Source organism: Propionivibrio soli (assembly GCF_025770765.1).
GTDB classification, from domain to species: Bacteria; Pseudomonadota; Gammaproteobacteria; order Burkholderiales; family Rhodocyclaceae; genus Propionivibrio; species Propionivibrio soli.
Map to the genome: position 1 here is coordinate 171,956 of NZ_JANZKY010000005.1, position 20,885 is coordinate 192,840.

A 20,885-nucleotide genomic window follows, 5' to 3' on the forward strand; every position below is an offset into this window, starting at 1 on the left:
TTATCACTCGTCTCACTGCCTTTCAGGCAACGTTTATAATGGCCAATCGTGCCTTTTCTTCCGGACACTACGTTGCCTAATGTTTCGCGCTGGGTTCTCTACCCCATCTTGTTCGTAGCCGGTCTCGCCGCCATCGCTGTAGCTCTAGCCGCAGTCGTATTGACGCTGACCTATCCGAATCTACCCTCCCTGGAAATCCTCACGGACTACCGACCAAAGGTTCCGCTACGTGTGTATACGGCAGACGGCGACCTGATCGGCGAATTTGGAGAGGAACGACGCGCCGTCGTCCGCATCCAGGATGTCCCGGATGTCATGAAGCAGGCGATCCTGGCCGCGGAAGACGAGCGGTTCTACGAGCACAAGGGAATCGATGCGCTCGGCGTCGTACGGGCCGCAGTGAGCAACGTCATCGGCGGAGCCAAACGGCAAGGCGCGTCGACCATCACTCAACAGGTCGCGAAAAACTTCTTTCTATCATCGGAGAAGACGTACATCCGCAAGCTCTATGAGGCATTGCTTTCGTTCAAGATCGAAAGCAATTTGACCAAGGATCAGATCTTCGAGTTGTACATCAACCAGATCTACTTGGGTCAGAGGGCTTACGGTTTTGGAGCAGCCGCGCAGATCTACTTTGGGAAGCCCATTAAGGAATTGAGCGTCGCCGAAGCAGCCATGCTCGCCGGCCTGCCGAAAGCACCCTCTGCCTTCAACCCTGTCGTCAACCCAAAGCGCGCAAAGCTGAGGCAACAATACGTGCTGCGTCGGATGCGCGAGTTGGGGTTTATCGATGATCGCCAACTAGATGAGGCCTCCAAACAACCCCTAATCGTCAAGCGAGATACCAACGAGTACGGGGTGCACGCTGAATTTGTCGCGGAGATGGCCCGTCAAATCGCGGCCGAGCAATTCCCGGATGATGTATATACGCGAGGTCTACGCGTGTACACGACGATCATCAAGAACGATCAGGAAGCGGCTTACGCGGCTTTAAGGCGCAACGCACTGGACTACGACCGGCGACATGGTTATCGCGGAGCCGAAGCCTATGTCGAGATGAAAGACGTCACTTCGGAGCAGGACGAAACTCTCGACGAACTATTGCAGGATTTCCACGACTCCGAAGACCTGCATCCGGCAATCGTTCTTCAGGCGGACAGCAAACAGGTTCGCGCCTACCGGCGAGGAGGAGAGGCCGTCACCATAGCTGGCGACGGCCTCAAGTTCGCGACGCGCATGATGGACGACAAGGCGCCCCCCAACAAACGACTGCGGCGAGGAGCCGTCATTCGCGTCCAGAAGGACGACAAAGGCAATTGGCGGATCACGCAAATGCCGGAGGTCGAATCCGCCTTCCTATCAGCCGACCCGCATAACGGCGCTGTCCGAGCGCTTGTCGGTGGATTCGATTTCAACCGAAACAAGTTCAATCATGTCACGCAAGCATGGAGACAACCGGGATCGAGTTTCAAACCGTTCATCTATTCGGGAGCCATTGAAAAAGGATTCATGCCGGCTTCGATCATAGATGATGCACCAATCAGCATTCCGGCTTCTGTGACGGGTAGTCAAGCTTGGGAACCGAAAAACTACGATGGCAAGTATGAGGGCCCAATGCGAATGCGCACGGCACTCACCAAGTCGAAGAACATGGTTTCCATTCGCCTGTTGCAAGCGAGCGGCGTGAACTTCGTACAGGACTACGTGACTCGGTTTGGCTTCGATGCGGATAAACATCCTCCTTACCTGACAATGGCCCTTGGTGCCGGCTCGGTAACGCCCTGGCAGATGGTGGCGGCCTACTCGGTTTTCGCAAACGGAGGTTATCGAATCCAGCCGTATGTCGTGCGTGAAATCGTCGACGAGAAAGGGCAAGTCCTTGCGCAAGCGCAGCCGATCACGGCAGGGGAAGAGTCCTTGCGCGTCATCGACCCGCGTAACGCCTACCTGATGGACAGCATGCTGCGCGACGTGACCATTTATGGAACCGCCGCACGTGCTTCGGCTACACTCAAACGGCGTGACCTCGCCGGCAAGACGGGAACGACGAATGAACACGTGGATGCGTGGTTCTGCGGCTATCAGCAAACTGTGGTCGGGTGTTCCTGGATCGGCTTCGACCAACCCAAGAGCATGGGTAATGGCGAAACAGGCGGATCAGCCGCTTTGCCCGCGTGGATTTCCTATATGGGAAAGGTCCTCAAAGACGTTCCTGAGTCTTTCATGACGCAACCTGACGGGCTGGTGGCTCTCGAAACGCCAAATCCTGGCAAAGGCCCGGCCAAGGAGCTTTTCTACAAGGAAAATGTGCCGATTGCGGTGGAGCCGGAACCACCGCAGGATCCGGACGCAAAACCCATCGATTGATGGCGAGCAGGCGGTCGAGTCACGTGAGGTTGATCGCCACTCCAGTTTTATCGGACAACAACGCCGATAGGACAGCCATTAGTTCTCCGCTATCGCGCGTGTCGAGCCAGTTTTCCCCGTCCCAGCGAAAATGGCGCCCTCCGGAACGTGCGGCGACCCAGATTTCCTGGGCCGCCGCGTGACGGTTAACGATGATTTTCGCCCCGTCGGAAAACTCGATTTCGAGGACACCTTCGCTGACCATGGAGAAGTCCAGGTCTGCGCCGCTCGCCTCCAACCCCGCTTCTATGCTTGTCAGCGCCGCATCCGCGCGCGCTGCAAATTCGCTATCGTTCATCCTGTGCTACCATTTTCCAATTTCCTGAAAATCCGCTATGCGTCGACGCTTCCCGCTTGTCGTCCTGTTGTCCGCCATCGCCCTCAGCGCCTGCGGCACACGCGGTGCGCTTTACCTTCCTCCCCCGCGTAAAGCGCAGCCCACAACGGCTCCGACCATCGAGCCAGGCAAAACAACAACGTCACCTGATGTTAGCACGGCGAAAGACTCCGCCTCATGAACCCATTCCAACTTAAGAACGGACAACTTCACGTCGAGTCGGTTTCCCTCTCGGATATCGCACGGCGTTTCGGCACGCCGTGCTATGTCTATTCTCGGGCCGCACTCGAAGCTTCTCTCGATGAATTTCAAAGGGAGCTGGTTGGGCTCGATGCGCTGGTCTGTTATGCCGTCAAAGCGAACTCGAACCTCGCCGTACTGAATGTTTTCGCTCGCCGAGGAGCCGGTTTCGACATTGTTTCCGGCGGCGAGCTCAAACGTGCCATGGCCGCCGGAGCGGACCCGAAGAAGATCGTTTTCTCCGGCGTGGGCAAATCTGCTGACGAGATGGCACTTGCTCTGGACATCGGCATTCTGTGTTTCAACGTCGAGTCCGAGGCCGAACTCGAGCGTCTTAATGAAGTAGCCGGCCAAAAGGGGAAACGCGCGCCGATCAGCCTGCGTGTAAACCCGAATGTGGATGCCAAGACGCATCCGTACATTTCGACCGGCCTGAAGGAGAACAAGTTCGGGGTCGCCTACGAAGAGGCTGTCAACCTTTATCGCCGCGCGGCAAATCTACCGCATATCGAGGTCGAAGGCATTGACTGCCATATCGGGTCGCAACTTCTCGACGCGTCGCCTTTTGCCGAAGCCCTGGAGAAAGTGCTGCAACTTGTCGACGAGATTGAGGCGGCGGGGATAAGACTACGCCATATCGATCTCGGCGGCGGCCTGGGTATCCGCTACAAGGATGAAAAGGCTCCGGCTGTGCAGACCTATTTGGAACCGCTACTACGCGCGCTGAATGACCGAAAGCTAAAGATTCTGCTGGAACCCGGGCGGCGGCTCGTTGGCAACGCGGGTGTTCTGCTCACCCGTGTCGAATACCTCAAACCGGGTGAAGTCAAGAACTTCGCCATCGTGGATGCCGCGATGAACGACCTAGCCCGACCGGCACTTTACGACGCGTGGCACGATATCGTCCCCGTCGCGCCCGGCGGCGGCAAGCACCTCGATTGGGAAATCGTCGGACCGATTTGCGAGTCGAGCGACTTCCTCGGGCACGGTCGGCCACTCTGCCTTGAGGCAGGCGACCTCCTTGCCGTCATGTCAGCAGGCGCCTACGGCATGGCAATGAGCTCCAATTACAACACCCGGCCGCGAGCGGCTGAAGTTATGGTTGACGGGGAGCGCTGCCACGTCGTTCGCCGCCGAGAAGTCGTCGATGAATTGTTCGCTGCGGAAAGTGTGCTGCCTTGAAATCAACCGGTCTCGCGCTACTGATCGCCGGCACCTTAGTGCTCGGCGGGTGTTCTGAAGGAAATACCAAAAAAAAGTCCGAGCCCCCACCCGTACCGGTTACTGCGGTTAAAGCGGGAACGCGAGACGTACCGGTTCTGCTTCAGATCGTTGGGCGCGCCGAAGCGTTCGAGAGCGTCGCCCTAAAATCTCGGGTCGACGGGCAGGTATCCAGCGTTCAGTTCACCGAGGGCCAGCACGTCAAGCAAGGAGACATCCTCGTCAAACTCGACCCGACGGACTTCGTTGCTCGGTTGCAGCAGGCGGAAGCGGTAGCCGCGCGCGACGAGGCGCTAATTGCAAAGACACGATCGGATACGGCGCGCTACACCGAGCTCAAGCAGCGCAACTTCGTCTCCGAAGAGAAGGTCAACGATATCCGCACCAACGAGGCCACCGCGAACGCCAATTTGCGCGCCAGCAAGGCCGCAGCTGAAGTGGCCCGGCTGCAACTGTCCTATACCACCATTCGCGCACCGATCACGGGAATTGTGGGCGCTCGCGTCGTATTCCCCGGATCGGCGGTAAAGACCAACGAAACCATCCTGGCTGTCGTGAATCGAGTGCGGCCATTACTCGTTGGGTTCTCCGTTCCGGAGAAATACTTGGGGCGGATAAGGTCGGCGCGAACCGGCGAAGAGATGAAGGTCAACGTCAGCGTGCCGAGCGACAAAGCTCACCAATTCGAAGGCCGTGTCCGCTTCCTCGATAACACGGTAGACCCGGCAACCGGCACCATTCTGATGAAGGCCGAGTTGCCCAACGAAGAAGAGAAGTTCATGCCCGGGCAGTTCCTCAACGTATCGCTCGTGCTTGAAACACTAGAAGATGCGGTAACGATTCCAAGTGAAGCGCTCCAGCAAGGTACTGACGGTAGCTTCGTCTTCGTCGTCAAAAGCGACAACACCGTGGAAGTTCGCAACGTTGGCATCGCCGCGTCGAACGCCGGCATGATCGCCATCGCAAAGGGGCTTGTGTCAGGAGAAACGGTCGTCACCGACGGTCAGTTGCGTCTGACACCGGGAACGAAGGTGCGCATCAAGGAATCCGGCGAGCGCGCAGAGAAGGCCGAAAAACCGGCTGCAATGCCGGAAGCGGGTCCCTCGGCGCAGTCTCCAGCAAACGCCGCAGGCTGAGGCTCCGATGAACTTGCCCGAGCTTTGCATTCGTCGTCCCGTCATGACGACGCTGCTGATGGCCGCGTTCGTTATCTTCGGCATCATCTCCTATCGGGCCTTGCCGGTCTCCGAACTACCGAGCGTCGACTTTCCGACGATTTCCGTTTCCGCCAGCCTCCCGGGAGCGTCGCCGGAGACGATGGCCGCCTCGGTCGCCACACCGCTCGAAGGCCAGTTTTCGACGATCGCAGGCCTCGACTCGATGACCTCGACGAGTGCGCAAGGCTCGACCTCGATCACGCTGCAGTTCTCGCTCGAGCGGAACATTGATGCCGCCGCACAAGACGTCCAATCCGCGATTGCGTCGGCGCAACGGAAGCTACCCTCGAGCATGCCGTCAGCCCCGTCGTTCCGCAAGGTAAATCCGGCCGATTCGCCGATCTTCTTCATCGCGCTCTCGTCGCCTACGCTCCCTCTGCCGTTGGTCAACGAATACGCTGAAACGCAACTCGCGCAACGGATATCGACAATCAGCGGGGTCGCCCAGGTACTTGTTTTCGGTTCCCAAAAATACGCCGTTCGGATTCGGGCCAATCCCGACCAACTGGCGGCCCGCAACATGGGTATCGACGAACTGCAACAAGCGGTCGCCCAAGGCAACGTGAATCAACCCGTCGGCCAAATCGACGGCGACCGCCAGTCGTTTGCCATCAAGGACAACGGACAACTCACGAACGCAACGGCCTACCGACCGCTGATCGTCGCCTGGCGCAACGGAGCGCCCGTTCGTTTGGAGGAAGTCGCAACGCCGGTAGACAGCGTCGAGAACAAGCGCATCGCCGGTTGGAACGTCGACAAGCGGGCAATCGTTCTGGCCATCCAGCGCCAACCGGGTGCCAACACCATCGAGACCGTCGATTCAATCAAGCGGATTCTGCCGAGCTTCCAGGCGAGCTTGCCGGCGTCAATCGAAATGACCACGCTGTACGACCGCAGCGTGTCGATCAGCGAAAGTATTGAGGACGTCCAGATCACGTTGATCATTGCCGGCGTTCTCGTCGTTCTGGTAATCATGTTGTTTCTACGCAACCTTTCGGCGACCATCATCCCGGCGCTGGCGTTGCCCATTTCAGTCACCGGCACCTTCGCCGTCATGTATGCGTTGGGGTTTAGCCTCGACAATCTCTCACTGCTCGCCTTGACGCTCTCCGTGGGGTTCGTCGTAGACGATGCAATCGTCATGCTGGAGAACATCGTCCGGCATGTCGAACATGGCGAAACGCCATTGCATGCAGCGATGAAGGGGTCGCGCGAAATCGGCTTCACCATCATCTCGATGACCATTTCGCTGATGGCCGTTTTCATCCCTGTCCTCTTCATGAGCGGCATCGTCGGCCGGCTCCTCAACGAGTTTGCGGTCACCATCTGTGCCGCGATCCTCGTCTCAGGGCTCGTTTCGCTGACTCTTACGCCGATGTTGTGCAGCCGCTACCTGAAGCATGCGGAACCCGAATCCCACGGCCGAGTTTTTCGTGCATTCGAGCGTTTCTTTGCCGCGCTGCTGTCGGGATATGATCGCACCCTGCAGGTGGCCATGAGGCACCCGCGACTCGTGATGGCGGTCTTCGTCCTGACTGTTGGGTTTACCGGTTTCCTTTTTGGCCACGTACCAAAGGATTTCCTGCCCAGTTCGGACACCGGCCAAATCACCGCAGTCACGGAAGGGGCCCAGGACTCGTCATTCGCGTCCATGGTCGAGCATCAGCGGGCCGTTGCGGCAATTATCGCCAAAGACCCGAACGTGCGTTCCTTCATGTCGTCGGTAGGCGGCGGTGGCGGATCGCGACCGTCGTCGAACAGCGGGACGCTGAACCTCATTCTCAAGCCGCGTGACGAGCGTAAGTTGTCAGCCGATGAAGTGATTCAACAACTGCGGCCAAAACTGGCCGCCGTGCCGGGGATCAAGGTCTATATGCAGAACCCGCCATCGATCCGGATCGGCGGTCAGCAAACGGCAGCCCAATACCAGTACACGCTGCAGAGTACGGACCTTGCCGAGCTGTATCAATGGACCGACGCATTGCTCGAACGGGTGCGCGCCCTACCGGGGTTTGTCGACGTAACGAGCAACCTGAACAACATGAGCCCGGTCCTGTCGCTCGACATCGACCGCGACAAGATCGCCACACTCGGGCTGAGCTTCGGACAGGTCGAAGACGCGTTGCAAAGCGCTTTCAGCTCCCGCCAGATTTCGACGATCTACGGCACCGCAAGCCAATACCAAGTCATCCTTGAGATCGACCCCGAGTTCCAGATGGATCCATCGATGCTGTCCCGCCTCTATGTCAGGGCGACCGGCGGCAAACTCATCCCTCTCGACACGGTGGCTCGCGTAACGCGCAAGACCCAGGCGCTCACCGTGAACCACCTCGGTCAGTTGCCTTCGGTCACCATCTCGTTCAACTTGCTGCCCGGCGTGTCGCTCGGCGACGCTGTGAATAGTATCAAGGCGTTGGAGCAGGAAATGCGCATGCCTGCCTCGCTGAACACCAGCCTACAGGGGACGGCCAAGGCGTTTCAGTCGTCGCTGCAAGGGCTCGGCGTCCTGCTCCTGATCGCCGTGCTCGTCGTTTACATCGTTCTTGGTATTCTTTACGAGAGCTTCATCCACCCGTTAACCATTCTCTCCGGCTTGCCGGCCGCCGCGCTTGGCGCCCTGATCACGCTGCTCATCTTCAAGGTTGACCTAAGTCTCTATGCCTTCGTCGGCGTCATCATGCTGATCGGAATCGTGAAGAAAAATGCAATCATGATGATCGACTTCGCGCTCGACCGGCAACGCAGCGAACGAGTGCCGGCCGCGCAGGCGATCTATGAAGCTTGCCTGATCCGTTTCCGCCCCATCATGATGACGACCATGGCGGCACTCGTCGGTACGCTTCCAATTGCGCTCGGACTCGGGGCCGGTGCCGAAGTACGGCGGCCACTCGGACTCGCGGTTGTGGGTGGCCTTGTGCTCTCGCAGCTCCTGACGCTCTACCTGACGCCCGTCGTTTACCTCTATCTCGACCGATTGACGCGCAAAGAAGAAGCCGCGCACTTGAATGTCGAAACTGAATCCGCCTGACGAGCTCACGCCCTACCATGCCGCCGCCAATCCGCGCCCCGTTACTCGCGCTCCGCGCAGATAAGTGGTTGTGGGCGGCGCGCTTCTTCAAAACCCGTTCGCTCGCGGCGGAAGCGATCCGGGCCGGACACGTCAAGCTGAACGGCAACGCCATCAAGGTCGCTCGCGAAGTACGCGCCGGAAATCAACTTGAAATCATGGCCGGCGACGTATGGTGGACAGTCGACGTGCTTGGCCTGAACGATCAGCGCCGCCCGGCCAGCGAGGCGCAGCAGCTATACGAAGAAACGAGCGAGAGCCGTACCCGACGCGAAGCCAGGAAGGACGCGAGCCGTCTGGCGCCGGTACCGGGGAGCGATCTGCGTGGCCGACCAACCAAAAAGGCAAGGCGCCAAATTCACCGCTTCAACGAAGGTCACTGAGACTCGCCGGTTTTTGGTCGCGCTATCGCTCGTATTGCCTGCCCAAGATCTCGATGGCAATTCAGGCCAGAATGGCGGTGTGCTTGAACAGCCATAACCACGCGCTGAGCGTAAAGAACGAAGCGATCGTTGTCGCCAGCAGGGCCGGCGCGGCGATGCCCTCCTCTCCATACGCGAGAGCCAGCGTCGGGTACACCCCCATCATCGGCATGGCGGCCATCAAGACACCTGCCATGTAGAGGTCGGAGGCGACCGGCGCCATCCCAAACAGGGGCAATGTCGCCATTGCGGCAAAAACGGCCAAGGGGTGCGCAATGAGTTTGCCGATGGCTACCGACGCCACCCGGCTACCGGTTCCTCGTAACGAGAGACCGACCAGCATGCCGCCGATGACGAACAACGCGATTCCACTTGTAGTCGCGGACACCATGTCCACACTGCGTTCCAAGGGTGTTGGCAATCGCCAGCCTAGCAACGACATCGCAACCCCGCAGAAGAGCGCAATGATGAGTGGATTACCGGCAACACGGAGCAGGGATTTGGCTACAACCTCCCACCGCCCTGCGCCGTCCTGCCGAGGCTCAAGCATCAAGAGTAACGAAGGGATGACGACGAGATTCTCGACGATGAGGTTAAGCGCCAATGCCACGCCAGCGATCTGGGCTAGGATAAGCAGCAAAATGGGATAACCAACGTACCCGCTGTTCGAGCACGCCATCCCCATGGCACACACGGTGCTGCTCGAACGGTTTAGTCCAACGACGCGGCGGCTCCAGAAAAAGCCGGCGAAGATGACGACGAACGTTCCCGCGAGATACGCGAGCAAGTAGGTCGGGTTCAAGATTTCGCCGATCGAACGCTGTGAAACGGTGCGAAAAAGCATCGCCGGCAGCGCAATGTTGAGGACGAAGCGGCCAAACACGCGCATATCGTCCCGATTGAACAGGCCCCAACGAGTCGTAAGGAATCCAACGCCGATCAGAACGTAGATCGGCGTCGTGACAGAGAGGATTTCAAGCATAAAAACAAAAGGTCGGGAACACCGAGCGGCGGTTGTCGGAGTTCCCGGTGTTGGCGTTTAGGTTCTCGAAGACTCCACGGCATACTTTTCGCGCATTTCCCGCTTGTTGATCTTGCCGACGCTCGTCTTGATCAAAGCCTTGACGAAGCGGACTTGCAGCAGGATACCGTGGCGCGAAACACCTGTCGTCTCAATGAGGTGGGCCGCGAAATTGCGCAACGCGTGCTCGGTCACCTTCCCTTCGAATTCGGGTTTCAGCACAACGAGAGCGACCGGGCGCTCGCCCCACTTTTCATCCGGCACACCGATCACCGCGACTTCATGAACGGCGTCGTGCTTGGAGACCACATCTTCGAGAAGAAGCGAGGAGGTCCATTCCCCCGCCGTCTTGATCACGTCCTTGATCCGGTCAGTGATCTTGATGTAGCCGCGACTATCGATATTCCCGATGTCCTGCGTGTGCAGATAACCACCTGCCCAGAGCTCTTCCGAAGCCTGGGTCGCCTCTCGGTAGCCTTGCGTCAGCCACGGCGAACGGACCACCAGCTCGCCAGTCGCCACACCGTCGTGGGCAACGTCCCTCATTTCGGGGGTCACGATCCGCAAGTCGACCAGAGGCAATGGCAGGCCGGTCTTGCTCCGAATCTGTGCCTGTTCATCAAACGGAGCCTGCATATCCGCCGACCCCAGGTGGGCAATGGAAAGGACCGGGCAGGTTTCTGACATGCCGTAGCCCGTAAGAAGATCCACGCCGCGCTTGAGTGCCGCCGTCGCCAGACTCGGGGACATTGCAGAACCGCCTATCAGAACCTTCCAGCCGGAGAGATCGAACTTCTCGGAGCCTGGGTGGCTGAACAGCATCTGCATGATCGACGGGACGCAATGCGAGAAGGTCACCTTCTCGCTTGTAATGAGCTGCAGCAAGGTCCCCGGCAGGTAACGACCGGGGTAAACCTGCTTGAGTCCCAGGAGCGTCGCCACGTAGGGGAACCCCCAGGCGTGCACATGGAACATCGGGGTGATCGGCATGTACACGTCTTCGCGATGCAGCCGCCCGTTTGCCGGTGCACTGCCGACGCACGTGGCCACGCCGAGCGTGTGCAACACCAACTGGCGATGGCTGAAATAGACCCCCTTGGGAAGCCCCGTCGTGCCGGTCGTGTAGAAAGCGGTTGCCTGGGCGTTCTCATCGAAGTCAGGAAAGACAAAGTCGGGAGCCGATTGCGCGAGCAACTGCTCGTATTCGGCGGCGAATTCCACCGGGGCGGCCTGCACCGCATCAGGTGTGTCGTCGATCAGAACGAATCGCTTGATTGTCTCCAACCGATCCGCGATGGGCGCCAACAGCGAAAAGAATTCCCGATTGACGAGCAGAACGTCGGCTGCCCCATGATTTAGTGTGTACAGAATCTGTTCCGCTGACAGCCGGACATTCACCGTCTGGAGGACAGCGCCCATCATCGGGATCGCAAAAAAACACTCGAGATAGCGGTGGCTGTCCCAGTCCATTACGGCCACCGTGTGACCCGGTTCGACGCCAAGACGCGCAAGGCCGTCAGCTAGACGGCCGATACGCTCATACAACGTGCGGTACGAATAACGGAACTTGCCTTGGTAACTGATTCCCTGTTCCGGCGCGATCGCCAGCGGTGTATGGAGGAGATGCTTGATGAGCAGCGGATACGAGTAAGCGGATGGTGTGCCTGTGATTATTTTGACGGGCATGGAAACGTCCCTGTTAACCCTCGGAGGCGACATCTTACCCCGCGCACCGGCCGGCAACCAAAGCGGAAAGAGGAGACATGAGTCTGTGCCGCGCCGCACTGATTAAGGGGTTTCGGCAAAGTCCCCTTGTCACGGAGCCTTCGGGAAACGATACTCATAGGTTTGGTTACCGATTTCTCGATTTTTCCACCCTCCCCTCCTTGATGCCATGCCTAAAGACACATTGACCGTCATCGACAACCGCACCGGATCGCAATACGAGCTACCGATCGCGGACGGAACGGTAAAAGCGATGGACCTGCGTCAAATCAGGCTCAATGAAGACGATTTCGGTCTCATGAGCTACGACCCCGGACTGACAAACACCGCGTCGACCAAAAGCGCGATCACCTACATCGACGGCGATAAAGGAATCCTGCGCTATCGCGGCTACCCGATCGAACAACTCGCCGCGCACAGCACGTATCTGGAAACGGCCTACCTCGTCATCTTTGGCGAACTACCGACGGCAGAGCAACTGGCTAAATGGGAGTCCGACATTAACCGCCACACGCTACTGCATACGAACATCCAGCGATTGATCGAAACGTTCCGCTTCAATGCGCACCCGATGAGCGTGTTCATCAGCGGCATCGCATCGCTGTCGACCCTTTACCCGGATGCGCGGATGGTGACCGACCCGGCCAACCGCCGGTTGCAGGTCGAGCGAATGATCGCGAAGACCGCGACGATCGCCGCCTTCACCTATCGCCACAACCAGGGATGGCCATTCGACTACCCCGATGACAGCCTGAGCTTCATCGGCAACTTCCTGCGCATGATGTTCCGGATGACCGAGCATAAATACGAGCCGAATCCTGTGCTCGAACGCGCGCTCAACATCCTCTTCATCCTGCATGCCGACCATGAACAGAACTGCGGCACAAACGCCATGCGCGTGATCGGATCGTCGCAGGCCGACCCTTATTCGTCATTGGCTGGCGCCGCCGCGGCGCTTTACGGGCCGTTACACGGCGCTGCGAACGAAGCCGTGCTGCGTATGCTCGAACAAATCGGGCGGCCGGAAAATGTGCCCGCCTTCCTCGACCGCGTAAAAGACGGCGATGGTCAGCGCCTCATGGGCTTCGGCCACCGCATCTACAAGAATTATGATCCGCGCTGCCGTATCATCAAGCAGACGGCCGAGGAAGTGTTCCAAGTCACGGGCCGCACGCCCTTGCTCGACGTCGCTCTCGAACTCGAGCGAATTGCCCTTCAGGACGAGTACTTCATCTCCCGCAAGCTCTACCCCAACGTCGATTTCTACTCGGGATTGATCTACCGCGCGATGAAGCTCCCGGCCTCGATGTTCACGGTCATGTTTGCCGTGCCGAGAACCTGCGGCTGGGTCGCCCACTGGCTGGAATTGCTAACGGATCCGGAGCAAAAGATCTCCCGTCCGCGCCAGATATTCACCGGCCCCGAAACGCGAGATTATGTGCCCATGGCGCAAAGGTCCGCTTAAAGCGTCCTGCCCAAGCCGACTGCTCGAAAGTCGGCTGGGCCGCCTCACCGACCTCAGCGCCCTCTCGATTGGTCCCCAATCGGGGAACCGCTGAGGGTCAACAACCGGCTAGCGCGTATTCAGCGCCACCTGCCGGGCCGCAGGGCCAGGCGCCCCCGTTAATTGCCGAGAGAAAACGGCGATCAGGCCGACGATCAGTACGCTGCTAATCCATGCCGTGGCGAGCGTGTGTGAAAGGAAATGCTGGCCGCGCATCTGCTGCACCCAGCCGAGGAATAGCCCGACTCCCATACCGCCCAGAAAGACCACTGACGCCCGCCTGGGGTTGTGCGGCAGCCATAAGACGGCCAGAGCGGACAGCCACATCGCGGCGCTGGCATGGCCGGCAGGGAAACAACGTCCCGCTTGCCAGCCGTCGGGAATAGCGTCCAGCAGCCGAAGAAGCGGCCAGTCGCCGCCGTACCGGTCGATGCCCCACGGGCAATGAAGATTCGAATGACTTTTCAAGGTCCGGACTACGAGCGGCTCACAGAACGCTGCCAGGCCAAGAACGCGTAAACGTGCCCGATGCACGGAATCCTTCGATAAAGGACGGATCGCATCAATGATCATTGCGCCCATGAGCGCAAATCCCGACCAGACAAGAACGTTCTTTACCCACCCGTGCATGAAATTGCGGGCAAACCACGTCTTGTCCCATGGGAAGACCTGTCGCTGGGTATCGAAGTAGTAATCCGCGAGGATCGTATCGAGGTCCGTATATTGGGCCAGGACGACGATCACGACCGCCGAGATGATGAGGAGCACCGAGAGTCTCAGGCACCAGTCCCGCAATACTGTTCGTTGTGCCTCGTACTCAGATTCCAGATGCCACCCAACCATCACGGACCGACCTTCCATTTTGTTGTTGAAGCGCTGAGTATCGGCCGCCGGCCTTAACCGGATCTTAAACGCATCACGGTGAGAACCGGAAACAATAAATCTCCGTCAGCCGGGAAATCTGAACTCGGCCTTACAATCACTGCTCCAAACCGTTGCCGCGCTTCCCCGGGATGCTCTATGTTTCGCACTCTGAATACGCCCGCCATATGGGCCATTACGCTGTCCGCTGCGGGCATTCTCATGATCACGATGGGCGCCCGCCAGTCGATCGGCCTTTTCCTGGCGCCCATTGATACCGCTACGGGCCTTGGGATCGCGTCGATCAGTTTCGCGATGGCCGTAGGGCAGTTCGCGTGGGGAGCCATCCAACCCGTGGCCGGCGCTGTGGCCGACCACTGGGGATCGAAACGGGTGTTGCAGGTTGGTATCGTCCTCCTCGTGCTCGGCAGCGCCCTGACACCGTTCATGAACACCACCTGGGGCCTCGTGTTTTCGCTCGGGCTGCTTTCAGCCATCGGTTCAGGCGCAGGGAGTTTCTCAGTTCTCATCGGCGCGGCGGCTAGCCGCTTGCCGGTTCATGCACGCGGCGCAGCATCGGGGGTAATCAACGCGGGCGGATCCTTCGGTCAGTTCGTCTTCGCCCCGATACTGCAAAAGCTTATCCAGGCGCTGGGTTGGGCAAACGCTTTTTGGGCCCTTGCCTTGGCGACGTTGGGCGCTCTACCCCTGATCGGTGTGTTGGCGCGTACTCCAGGGCATGTGGGCCAAGCGGCCACGGGTGCGGACGAACCCAAGCTCGGACAAAGCGTGCGAAATGCCTTGAAGGACCGGAGCTATCTGTTGCTACACGCCGGCTTTTTCACGTGCGGTTTCCATATCGCGTTTCTGGTCACCCATCTGCCAGGCGAAGTTAATCTGTGCGGACTCCCTCCCTCGGTGGCGAGCTGGTCGTTGGCGATCATCGGAGCAGCAAACATCGTCGGCAGCCTCTATGCCGGGGCGTGGATTGCACGCTACCGGAGCAAATACGTACTCTCCTGGATGTACGCGTCGCGCGCCGCCTTGATCGCGCTCTATCTCCTGTCGCCACGAACCGACGTTACCTTCTATCTGTTCGCAGCCGGGCTCGGCTTCACCTGGCTGGCTACCGTGCCGCCCACCGCGTCGATCATCGGCAAGCTGTTCGGCGTCCGCTACCTCGGAACGTTGTTCGGCCTCACGCTGCTGTCGCATCAGACCGGCGGCTTTCTCGGTGCGTGGCTCGGAGGAATCGCCATCACGCGATTCGGTGACTACACGTGGATGTGGTACGGGGATATCGTCCTCGCCTGCTTGGCCGCGATCGTCAATCTGCCCATTCGGGAGGCCCCGGTGCAGCAAGCCGCGTTGGCGACGTCTTGAAGCATTAGAATAGCGGCTCTTCGCACCCGCGCTGCACGATGCGCCGCATAGAGCAGTCGGCATGTTGAGCGGTAAAGCGGAACAATAACGTGACTGCGGCGCGACCGCCGGTAACGCCCGGCGCCGTAGCACGATTTGAGGCTCAGGATGAAACCATCTCGTACCGAATTCATTTCCGTGCGCGGTCGGCGCTATCACGTCAGGACGTGGGGCGACGACAATGCGCCGACACTCTTTTTCTTGCACGGCTGGGGCGATGTTGGGGCCTCATTCCAGTTCACGATGGACGAAATGCAGCGAGACTGGCGTGTCATCGCGCCAGACTGGAGAGGTTTCGGCCTGACACAATGGAATGACGGCGCGTACTGGTTTGCCGACTACATCGCGGACCTCGATATCCTGCTCGAACGCTACTCGCCGGGGAAGGCGGCCCGAATCATCGGACACAGCCTCGGCGGAATCGTGGCCGGACTCTACGCCGGAATCCGGCCCGCCCGTGTCGAACGCCTAGCGATGCTCGAAGGTTTCGCGCCCTGGATCCCCGTCCCCGGCGAAACGCCGACGCGCTTCGAAAAGTGGCTGCAGCAGATCCGCGACGACAACTCGGCATTCCGCCAGTATCAACGCCGCGAGGAGTTCGCGGTTCGGTTGTGCCGAGACAACCCGCGCTTGACGCCCGAGCGCGCGGCCTTTCTTTCCGAACACGCTTTGCTCGCCCGCGATGGCGGCTTCGTCTTCGCCGGCGACCCGCGTCACCGCTGGATCAACCCGGTTCTGTACCCACTGGATGAGGCCAAGGCCTGCTGGCGTCGCATTACGGCCCCGACGCTCTGGGTCGCCGGGCGCGAATCGCCGGCGATGGCGCAGTTTGTCGAGCATCCGGAGGATTATCGGGAACGGATGGCATGCTTCGCTCAGGTCGAGGAGGAAGTGATCGACGAGTGCGGGCACAATCACCATCACGACCAGCCGGAGGCACTTGCCCGTCTGGTCGAAGCCTTTTTCCCCTGATCGCGCTTTGGGAGGCGATCAGCCGGTGCGCGTACGCTAGAGGACGTAGCGCGAAAGGTCCTCATTGCGCGCGAGTTCAGTGAGCCGGCTGTCGACGTACGCGGCATCGATCGATACCGTTTCGGTACCGGCACGCCCCGCCGTAAATGAAATTTCCTCAAGCAGCCGCTCCATGACCGTATAAAGTCGGCGCGCGCCGATGTTCTCGGTACGCTCGTTCACCGACCACGCCACTTCGGCCAGTCGCTTGATCCCATCGGGCTGGAACTCGAGCGAGACGCCCTCGGTGGCAAGCAGCGCTTGGTACTGCATGGTCAAGCAGGCGTCGGTCTGGGTCAGGATGCGCTCGAAGTCCGCCACCGACAGCGATTCGAGCTCCACGCGAATGGGAAAGCGCCCCTGCAGTTCAGGAATGAGATCGGAAGGCTTTGCCAGATGGAAGGCCCCGCTGGCAATGAACAGGATGTGGTCGGTGCGGATCATTCCGTACTTCGTCGACACCGTTGTTCCCTCGACAAGCGGTAATAGATCGCGCTGAACACCTTGCCGTGATACGTCGGCGCCATGGGCTTCACTGCGCGAGGTGATCTTGTCGATCTCGTCGAGAAAAACGATGCCGTTTTGTTCAACGTTGCGCACCGTGTCTACCTTGATCTCATCGTCGTTGACGAGCCGGGAAGCTTCCTCGTCGATGAGGAGTTTGCGTGCCTCGGCGATCTTCAACTTACGCGACTTCTTGCGTGCGCCGCCGATATTCTGGAACATGCCCTGGATTTGGGACGTCAGCTCTTCCATGCCTGGTGGGGCAAAGATTTCAGCCTGCATGCCGGCCGTAGCGACTTCGATCTCGATCTCTTTGTCGTCAAGCTCGCCCTCGCGCAACTTCTTGCGGAATTTCTGCCGCGTACCGTTTTCATCAGTGGCTTGCGTGTCGTTGAAGAAATTCGCCCGCGACGAAGGCAACAATGCGTCGAGGATGCGTTCCTCCGCCGCATCCTCGGCGCGCGGGCGAACCCCCTTCATCGCCATTTCGCGGGCGTTCTTGACGGCGATCTCGGCCAGATCGCGAATGATCGTCTCGACGTCGCGGCCAACATAGCCGACTTCGGTGAATTTCGTTGCTTCGATCTTGATGAACGGGGCGTTCGCGAGTCGCGCCAAGCGGCGGGCGATCTCGGTTTTCCCGACGCCCGTCGGCCCAATCATGAGAATGTTCTTCGGCGTAATCTCCTGGCGCAACGGTTCGTCGACCTGCATGCGGCGCCAACGGTTGCGCAACGCGATGGCGACCGCTTTCTTGGCCTTGCTTTGCCCGACAATGTGCTTGTCGAGCTCGTGAACGATTTCCTGAGGAGTCATTTGCGTCATGGGGAGGCCTGCTGCATTGCTGAGTTACCGGGACATAATGTTCTCATCGACGACGCGATGTGGCAAACTTCCTCGCCAAGCATTCATGCCAAAAACCAATTCCGGAGCGCGCCATGAAGTCCCGCACTGTGTGCTTTTCCCCAGGCTGCATCGCTCCGGGAATGACGCTCGCCAAACCCGTCACAGACCGCGAAGGCAAAACGCTCCTCTCTGCCGACACCGAACTCGATCTGGAAACGATCGACCGGCTCATTCGGCGCGGCGTCGAAACTGTCTGGATCCAGGTCTTGGATACGCGCGACGAACTGACGATCGCCGACGACCTCGCCGCTGCTCAATCCCGCGTCGAGAAGATTTTTCGCGGACCGGGGAGTGCTGCACGCCAAACGCTCCGAGCAGCGGTATTGCAATACCGTCTGGATACGACGAAATGACGCCAACACCCCGGCTGCACGAACTCACGTCACACGCCACGGCGCTGCCCTCGTTGCCTGAAGTGGTGAGCTACTTGATGCGCTCGCTCGGCGATGAGCAGGCCGATGTCGATACGCTGGTTCACCATATCAACTCTGACCCCGTCATCGTCGCGCGGTTGCTTTCTGCTGCAAACTCAGTCGCTTCGGGGCTTTCGACTCCGATTCATTCGGTTCGGCAAGCCTTCCTGTTCCTCGGTGTGGACCGTATCGTCAGTATCATCCTCGCTTCAGCGCTGAGCTACCGATACGACATCCGCAACTCAGGATTCGACACCCACCTGCTTTGGCGTCACTCGCTCGGTGTCGCCATTTGCGCGCGCGTCATGGCCGAGCAGATAGGCATCAATCCCGACGTCGCGTTCACGAGCGGGCTCTTGCACGACATTGGACAGTTGCTCATGTATACGGCGAGTCCAGCAAGTTACGTGCGTACGCTGCAAGTCCACTATGCGGAAGACATTACGCTGGTTGCCGCGGAACGCTCGGTGTTCGGTTACGATCATGCCGCCGCGGGCCGCATGTTGGCTCGCGCCTGGCGATTGCCGATCGAAACAGAAGAAGCCATCGCCGCTCACCATGAACCGGACGAAATAGGCAGCGAAATCGGCGACCTGATCCACGTTGCCGAGGTTCTCAGCCACGCCCTAGATCTCGGCGAGCAGCCGGAAAACCGTGTCCCGGATCTATCCGACCTTGCTTGCGCAAAACTTGGTATTTCGTGGCCGAAACTGGCCAGTCAATTTGCGGAGATCGAGGCGCGGTACGATGGCATTCGCTTGGCGTTGGGAGCCTGACAAGCAGGGAGTGATTCTTTGAGTGCACCGCAGTAACTCATCGCAAAGCCGTACGGTCTCACTTCTTTAAGGCGTATTCCGGCGCCGCCTTAACCGAGCGTTTCGATCGTAAAGCTGCGATTGGTGTAGATACAAAGGTCGCCGGCTATCTCGAGCGACTTGCGCACGATATCGACCGGTTCAAGTGCCGTGTTCTCGATCAGGGCCCGCGCAGCGGACTGCGCGAAAGCGCCTCCCGAACCAATCGCGACAATCCCGTACTCGGGTTCAAGGACATCCCCATTGCCCGTGATTACGAGCGAGTTTTGTTGATCGGCAACGGCCAGCATCGCCTCCAAACGCCGGAGGGCACGATCGCTGCGCCAGTCTTTCGCCAATTCGACGGCAGACCGCAGCAGGTTGCCCTGATGCTTGTCGAGCTTTGCCTCGAAGCGCTCGAAGAGCGTAAAGGCATCCGCCGTCCCACCGGCGAAGCCCGCCAATATCCGTTCCTGATAAATGCGCCGAACCTTGCGGGCGCTGGCCTTGATGACGATGTTGCCCAGAGTCACCTGGCCGTCGCCGCCCATGGCCACGCGATTGTCGCGACGCACGGAGAGTATGGTCGTGCCGTGGTATTGCTCCATCGTGGGCCTCTAGTACTTCGCGAATACAAGCGTCGCTACGGCTTTCAGCCCGATGACGCCGAACAATTCCGCGACAAGATGATTGGGATGGCGAAACACGATCTGTTTGCCAGATCGCCGAATGGTGGTGAGAACGTTAAGCAGCGCACCGGCACTGACGAAATCCATACGCCTCAGGGCCGCGCAGTCGATCAACACCGGGTCGTGGAATTCCGCGTACGCTGGGAGATCCGTAAAGCGCGAGTTCTTGACCTCTCCGCGCAACATGTAGGTATCGGCGTCAAGTTCGTCGGGCGCATCGGCCGCCAATTGCAAAACCGGTTCCGGCGTGGCAACCCGGGTCGGCTCCCAGGAAGGAGGCGACTCCTCAAACGTGACGGCGTAATTAATGGCCACATCCTCAAACGCGTCGTGCTGTCCTTGCATCTGGCAGAGTTCCAGCAGCAGCAGCCAACACTCCCTGTTCTCGGCCTTTCCTGCCTCGACGCGTTCCTCTACGAGTGCTCCAATCGCGTCTCTACCAAGTAGCTCAAGCCCACGCTTTGACTTATGCGCCTTCTGTAGAAGCGTTAGTAAGCGTCCGCATCCGTCGTTGTCGAGGCAAGTCACCTTAGACAAATCAACGCGCAGTTTTGGCGACCGCTCCATTGCCTGGCGCATAGCCTCAAAACCAGCGTCGTTTTCCCCCAGCAATTCCCCTCTGAACAAAACGCTGCCAACCGCTTGTTCCACAAGTTTCGGCGACCCGGTGGACTTATCACGCCAACTCGGCGGCGATTTTTCATAGCCGCGGGCGTATTCAATCCCCAGTGCCTCGAACGCTGCTTTCTTCCCGGTCAGGCGATATAGGTCGAAAAGCATCTGCCAAAGGCGTTCGGCTTTCGCCGTGTGGTAGGCATGCGCCGCCGCTTCGAGAACTGACGAGGCCGCCTCGTCTTGGCCATTGGAGAAGAGCACCGCCGCCTCTTCGGCCGCGGCGTCGACCGGGTCAGCCTCTTCGACAATCTGAAAACCCTGATCGCTTTGGCTAAAGCGAAAATCTGAAAATTCGATCGACGGACTTTCGATCTTCTGCTCAGCCGCCGGAGCGGAGGCGGTTCCCGCCTCAGCGTTTGCACCGGTTCCAGAGGATGGTGCTTCGGGTTTTCCCGACGGGCGTGGCTTGACCGCGGGTCTCGCGACCATTTTTTCCGGTGGCTTTTTGAA

At 59.2% G+C, this 20,885-nt stretch carries 18 protein-coding genes; 11 read left to right on the forward strand and 7 right to left on the reverse strand.

The genetic code is table 11. The features are described from left to right. Positions 1-72: 72 nt before the first annotated feature. Positions 73-2,367, forward strand: a complete 2,295-nt coding sequence (locus NZ453_RS07300) for a penicillin-binding protein 1A (RefSeq protein ID WP_263769818.1) — start codon at positions 73-75, stop codon at positions 2,365-2,367. Between the two features lie 19 nt (positions 2,368-2,386). Here NZ453_RS07300 and cyaY read toward each other — a convergent pair whose 3' ends face one another. Next, positions 2,387-2,704 (reverse strand): iron donor protein CyaY, encoded by a 318-nt coding sequence (gene cyaY / locus NZ453_RS07305; RefSeq protein ID WP_263769819.1) that lies wholly within the window; start codon positions 2,702-2,704, stop codon positions 2,387-2,389. Positions 2,705-2,741: 37 nt separating this feature from the next. On the opposite strand from cyaY, the gene lptM reads away from it, so the two are divergent. Genes lptM through NZ453_RS07325 form a run of 5 tightly spaced genes read left to right on the forward strand, consistent with a single transcriptional unit; the run spans position 2,742 to position 8,871 of the window. Beyond that, positions 2,742-2,924 carry an LPS translocon maturation chaperone LptM gene (gene lptM / locus NZ453_RS22160; RefSeq protein WP_420851613.1) on the forward strand — a complete coding sequence of 61 codons (183 nt, stop codon included), beginning with the start codon at positions 2,742-2,744 and terminating at the stop codon, positions 2,922-2,924. Continuing rightward, complete coding sequence (lysA, locus tag NZ453_RS07310) at positions 2,921-4,165, forward strand: diaminopimelate decarboxylase (protein WP_263769820.1); 1,245 nt, start codon at positions 2,921-2,923, stop codon at positions 4,163-4,165. The genes lptM and lysA overlap by 4 nt, the downstream gene beginning before the upstream one ends. Next, positions 4,162-5,340, forward strand: coding sequence for an efflux RND transporter periplasmic adaptor subunit (locus NZ453_RS07315; protein ID WP_263769822.1), 1,179 nt, complete (start codon positions 4,162-4,164; stop codon positions 5,338-5,340). Before lysA ends, NZ453_RS07315 begins: the two co-directional genes overlap by 4 nt. Positions 5,341-5,347: 7 nt before the next feature. Next, positions 5,348-8,449, forward strand: coding sequence for an efflux RND transporter permease subunit (locus tag NZ453_RS07320; protein WP_263769823.1), 3,102 nt, complete (start codon positions 5,348-5,350; stop codon positions 8,447-8,449). Positions 8,450-8,466: 17 nt separating this feature from the next. Next, a complete protein-coding gene (locus NZ453_RS07325) occupies positions 8,467-8,871 on the forward strand; it encodes an RNA-binding S4 domain-containing protein (RefSeq protein ID WP_263769824.1) in 405 nt (134 codons plus the stop codon). 61 nt (positions 8,872-8,932) lie between these two features. Here the strand turns inward: NZ453_RS07325 and NZ453_RS07330 are convergent, their stop codons facing one another. Together NZ453_RS07330 and NZ453_RS07335 are read right to left on the reverse strand one after the other, a co-directional pair. Continuing rightward, positions 8,933-9,892, reverse strand: a complete 960-nt coding sequence (locus NZ453_RS07330; protein ID WP_263769826.1) for an AEC family transporter — start codon at positions 9,890-9,892, stop codon at positions 8,933-8,935. 57 nt (positions 9,893-9,949) lie between these two features. Then, positions 9,950-11,617, reverse strand: coding sequence for a fatty acid--CoA ligase (locus tag NZ453_RS07335; RefSeq protein WP_263769827.1), 1,668 nt, complete (start codon positions 11,615-11,617; stop codon positions 9,950-9,952). 208 nt (positions 11,618-11,825) lie between these two features. Here NZ453_RS07335 and NZ453_RS07340 point away from each other — a divergent pair, with 208 nt between their 5' ends. Further along, entirely contained in the window at positions 11,826-13,121 is a 1,296-nt protein-coding gene (locus NZ453_RS07340) for a citrate synthase (protein WP_263769828.1), read from the forward strand. Between the two features lie 108 nt (positions 13,122-13,229). Here the strand turns inward: NZ453_RS07340 and NZ453_RS07345 are convergent, their stop codons facing one another. Next, the gene (locus NZ453_RS07345) at positions 13,230-13,928 is read right to left on the reverse strand and encodes a phosphatase PAP2 family protein (protein ID WP_263769829.1); all 699 of its coding nucleotides are present in this window, start codon (positions 13,926-13,928) and stop codon (positions 13,230-13,232) included. A gap of 252 nt (positions 13,929-14,180) precedes the next feature. On the opposite strand from NZ453_RS07345, the gene NZ453_RS07350 reads away from it, so the two are divergent. Beyond that, complete coding sequence (locus tag NZ453_RS07350) at positions 14,181-15,404, forward strand: MFS transporter (RefSeq protein WP_263769830.1); 1,224 nt, start codon at positions 14,181-14,183, stop codon at positions 15,402-15,404. Positions 15,405-15,551: 147 nt separating this feature from the next. After that, entirely contained in the window at positions 15,552-16,415 is an 864-nt protein-coding gene (locus NZ453_RS07355) for an alpha/beta fold hydrolase (protein ID WP_263769831.1), read from the forward strand. Between the two features lie 36 nt (positions 16,416-16,451). Here NZ453_RS07355 and hslU read toward each other — a convergent pair whose 3' ends face one another. Continuing rightward, a complete protein-coding gene (hslU, locus tag NZ453_RS07360) occupies positions 16,452-17,783 on the reverse strand; it encodes an ATP-dependent protease ATPase subunit HslU (RefSeq protein WP_263769833.1) in 1,332 nt (443 codons plus the stop codon). A gap of 113 nt (positions 17,784-17,896) precedes the next feature. Between hslU and NZ453_RS07365 the strand changes: the two genes are divergently transcribed. Further along, entirely contained in the window at positions 17,897-18,217 is a 321-nt protein-coding gene (locus NZ453_RS07365; protein ID WP_263769834.1) for a hypothetical protein, read from the forward strand. Continuing rightward, complete coding sequence (locus NZ453_RS07370; RefSeq protein ID WP_263769835.1) at positions 18,214-19,053, forward strand: HDOD domain-containing protein; 840 nt, start codon at positions 18,214-18,216, stop codon at positions 19,051-19,053. Before NZ453_RS07365 ends, NZ453_RS07370 begins: the two co-directional genes overlap by 4 nt. 89 nt (positions 19,054-19,142) lie before the next feature. Here the strand turns inward: NZ453_RS07370 and hslV are convergent, their stop codons facing one another. Together hslV and NZ453_RS07380 are read right to left on the reverse strand one after the other, a co-directional pair. Continuing rightward, entirely contained in the window at positions 19,143-19,679 is a 537-nt protein-coding gene (hslV, locus tag NZ453_RS07375) for an ATP-dependent protease subunit HslV (protein WP_263769836.1), read from the reverse strand. 9 nt (positions 19,680-19,688) lie between these two features. Then, positions 19,689-20,864, reverse strand: coding sequence for an STAS domain-containing protein (locus NZ453_RS07380; RefSeq protein ID WP_263769837.1), 1,176 nt, complete (start codon positions 20,862-20,864; stop codon positions 19,689-19,691). Between the last annotated feature and the right edge of the window lie 21 nt (positions 20,865-20,885).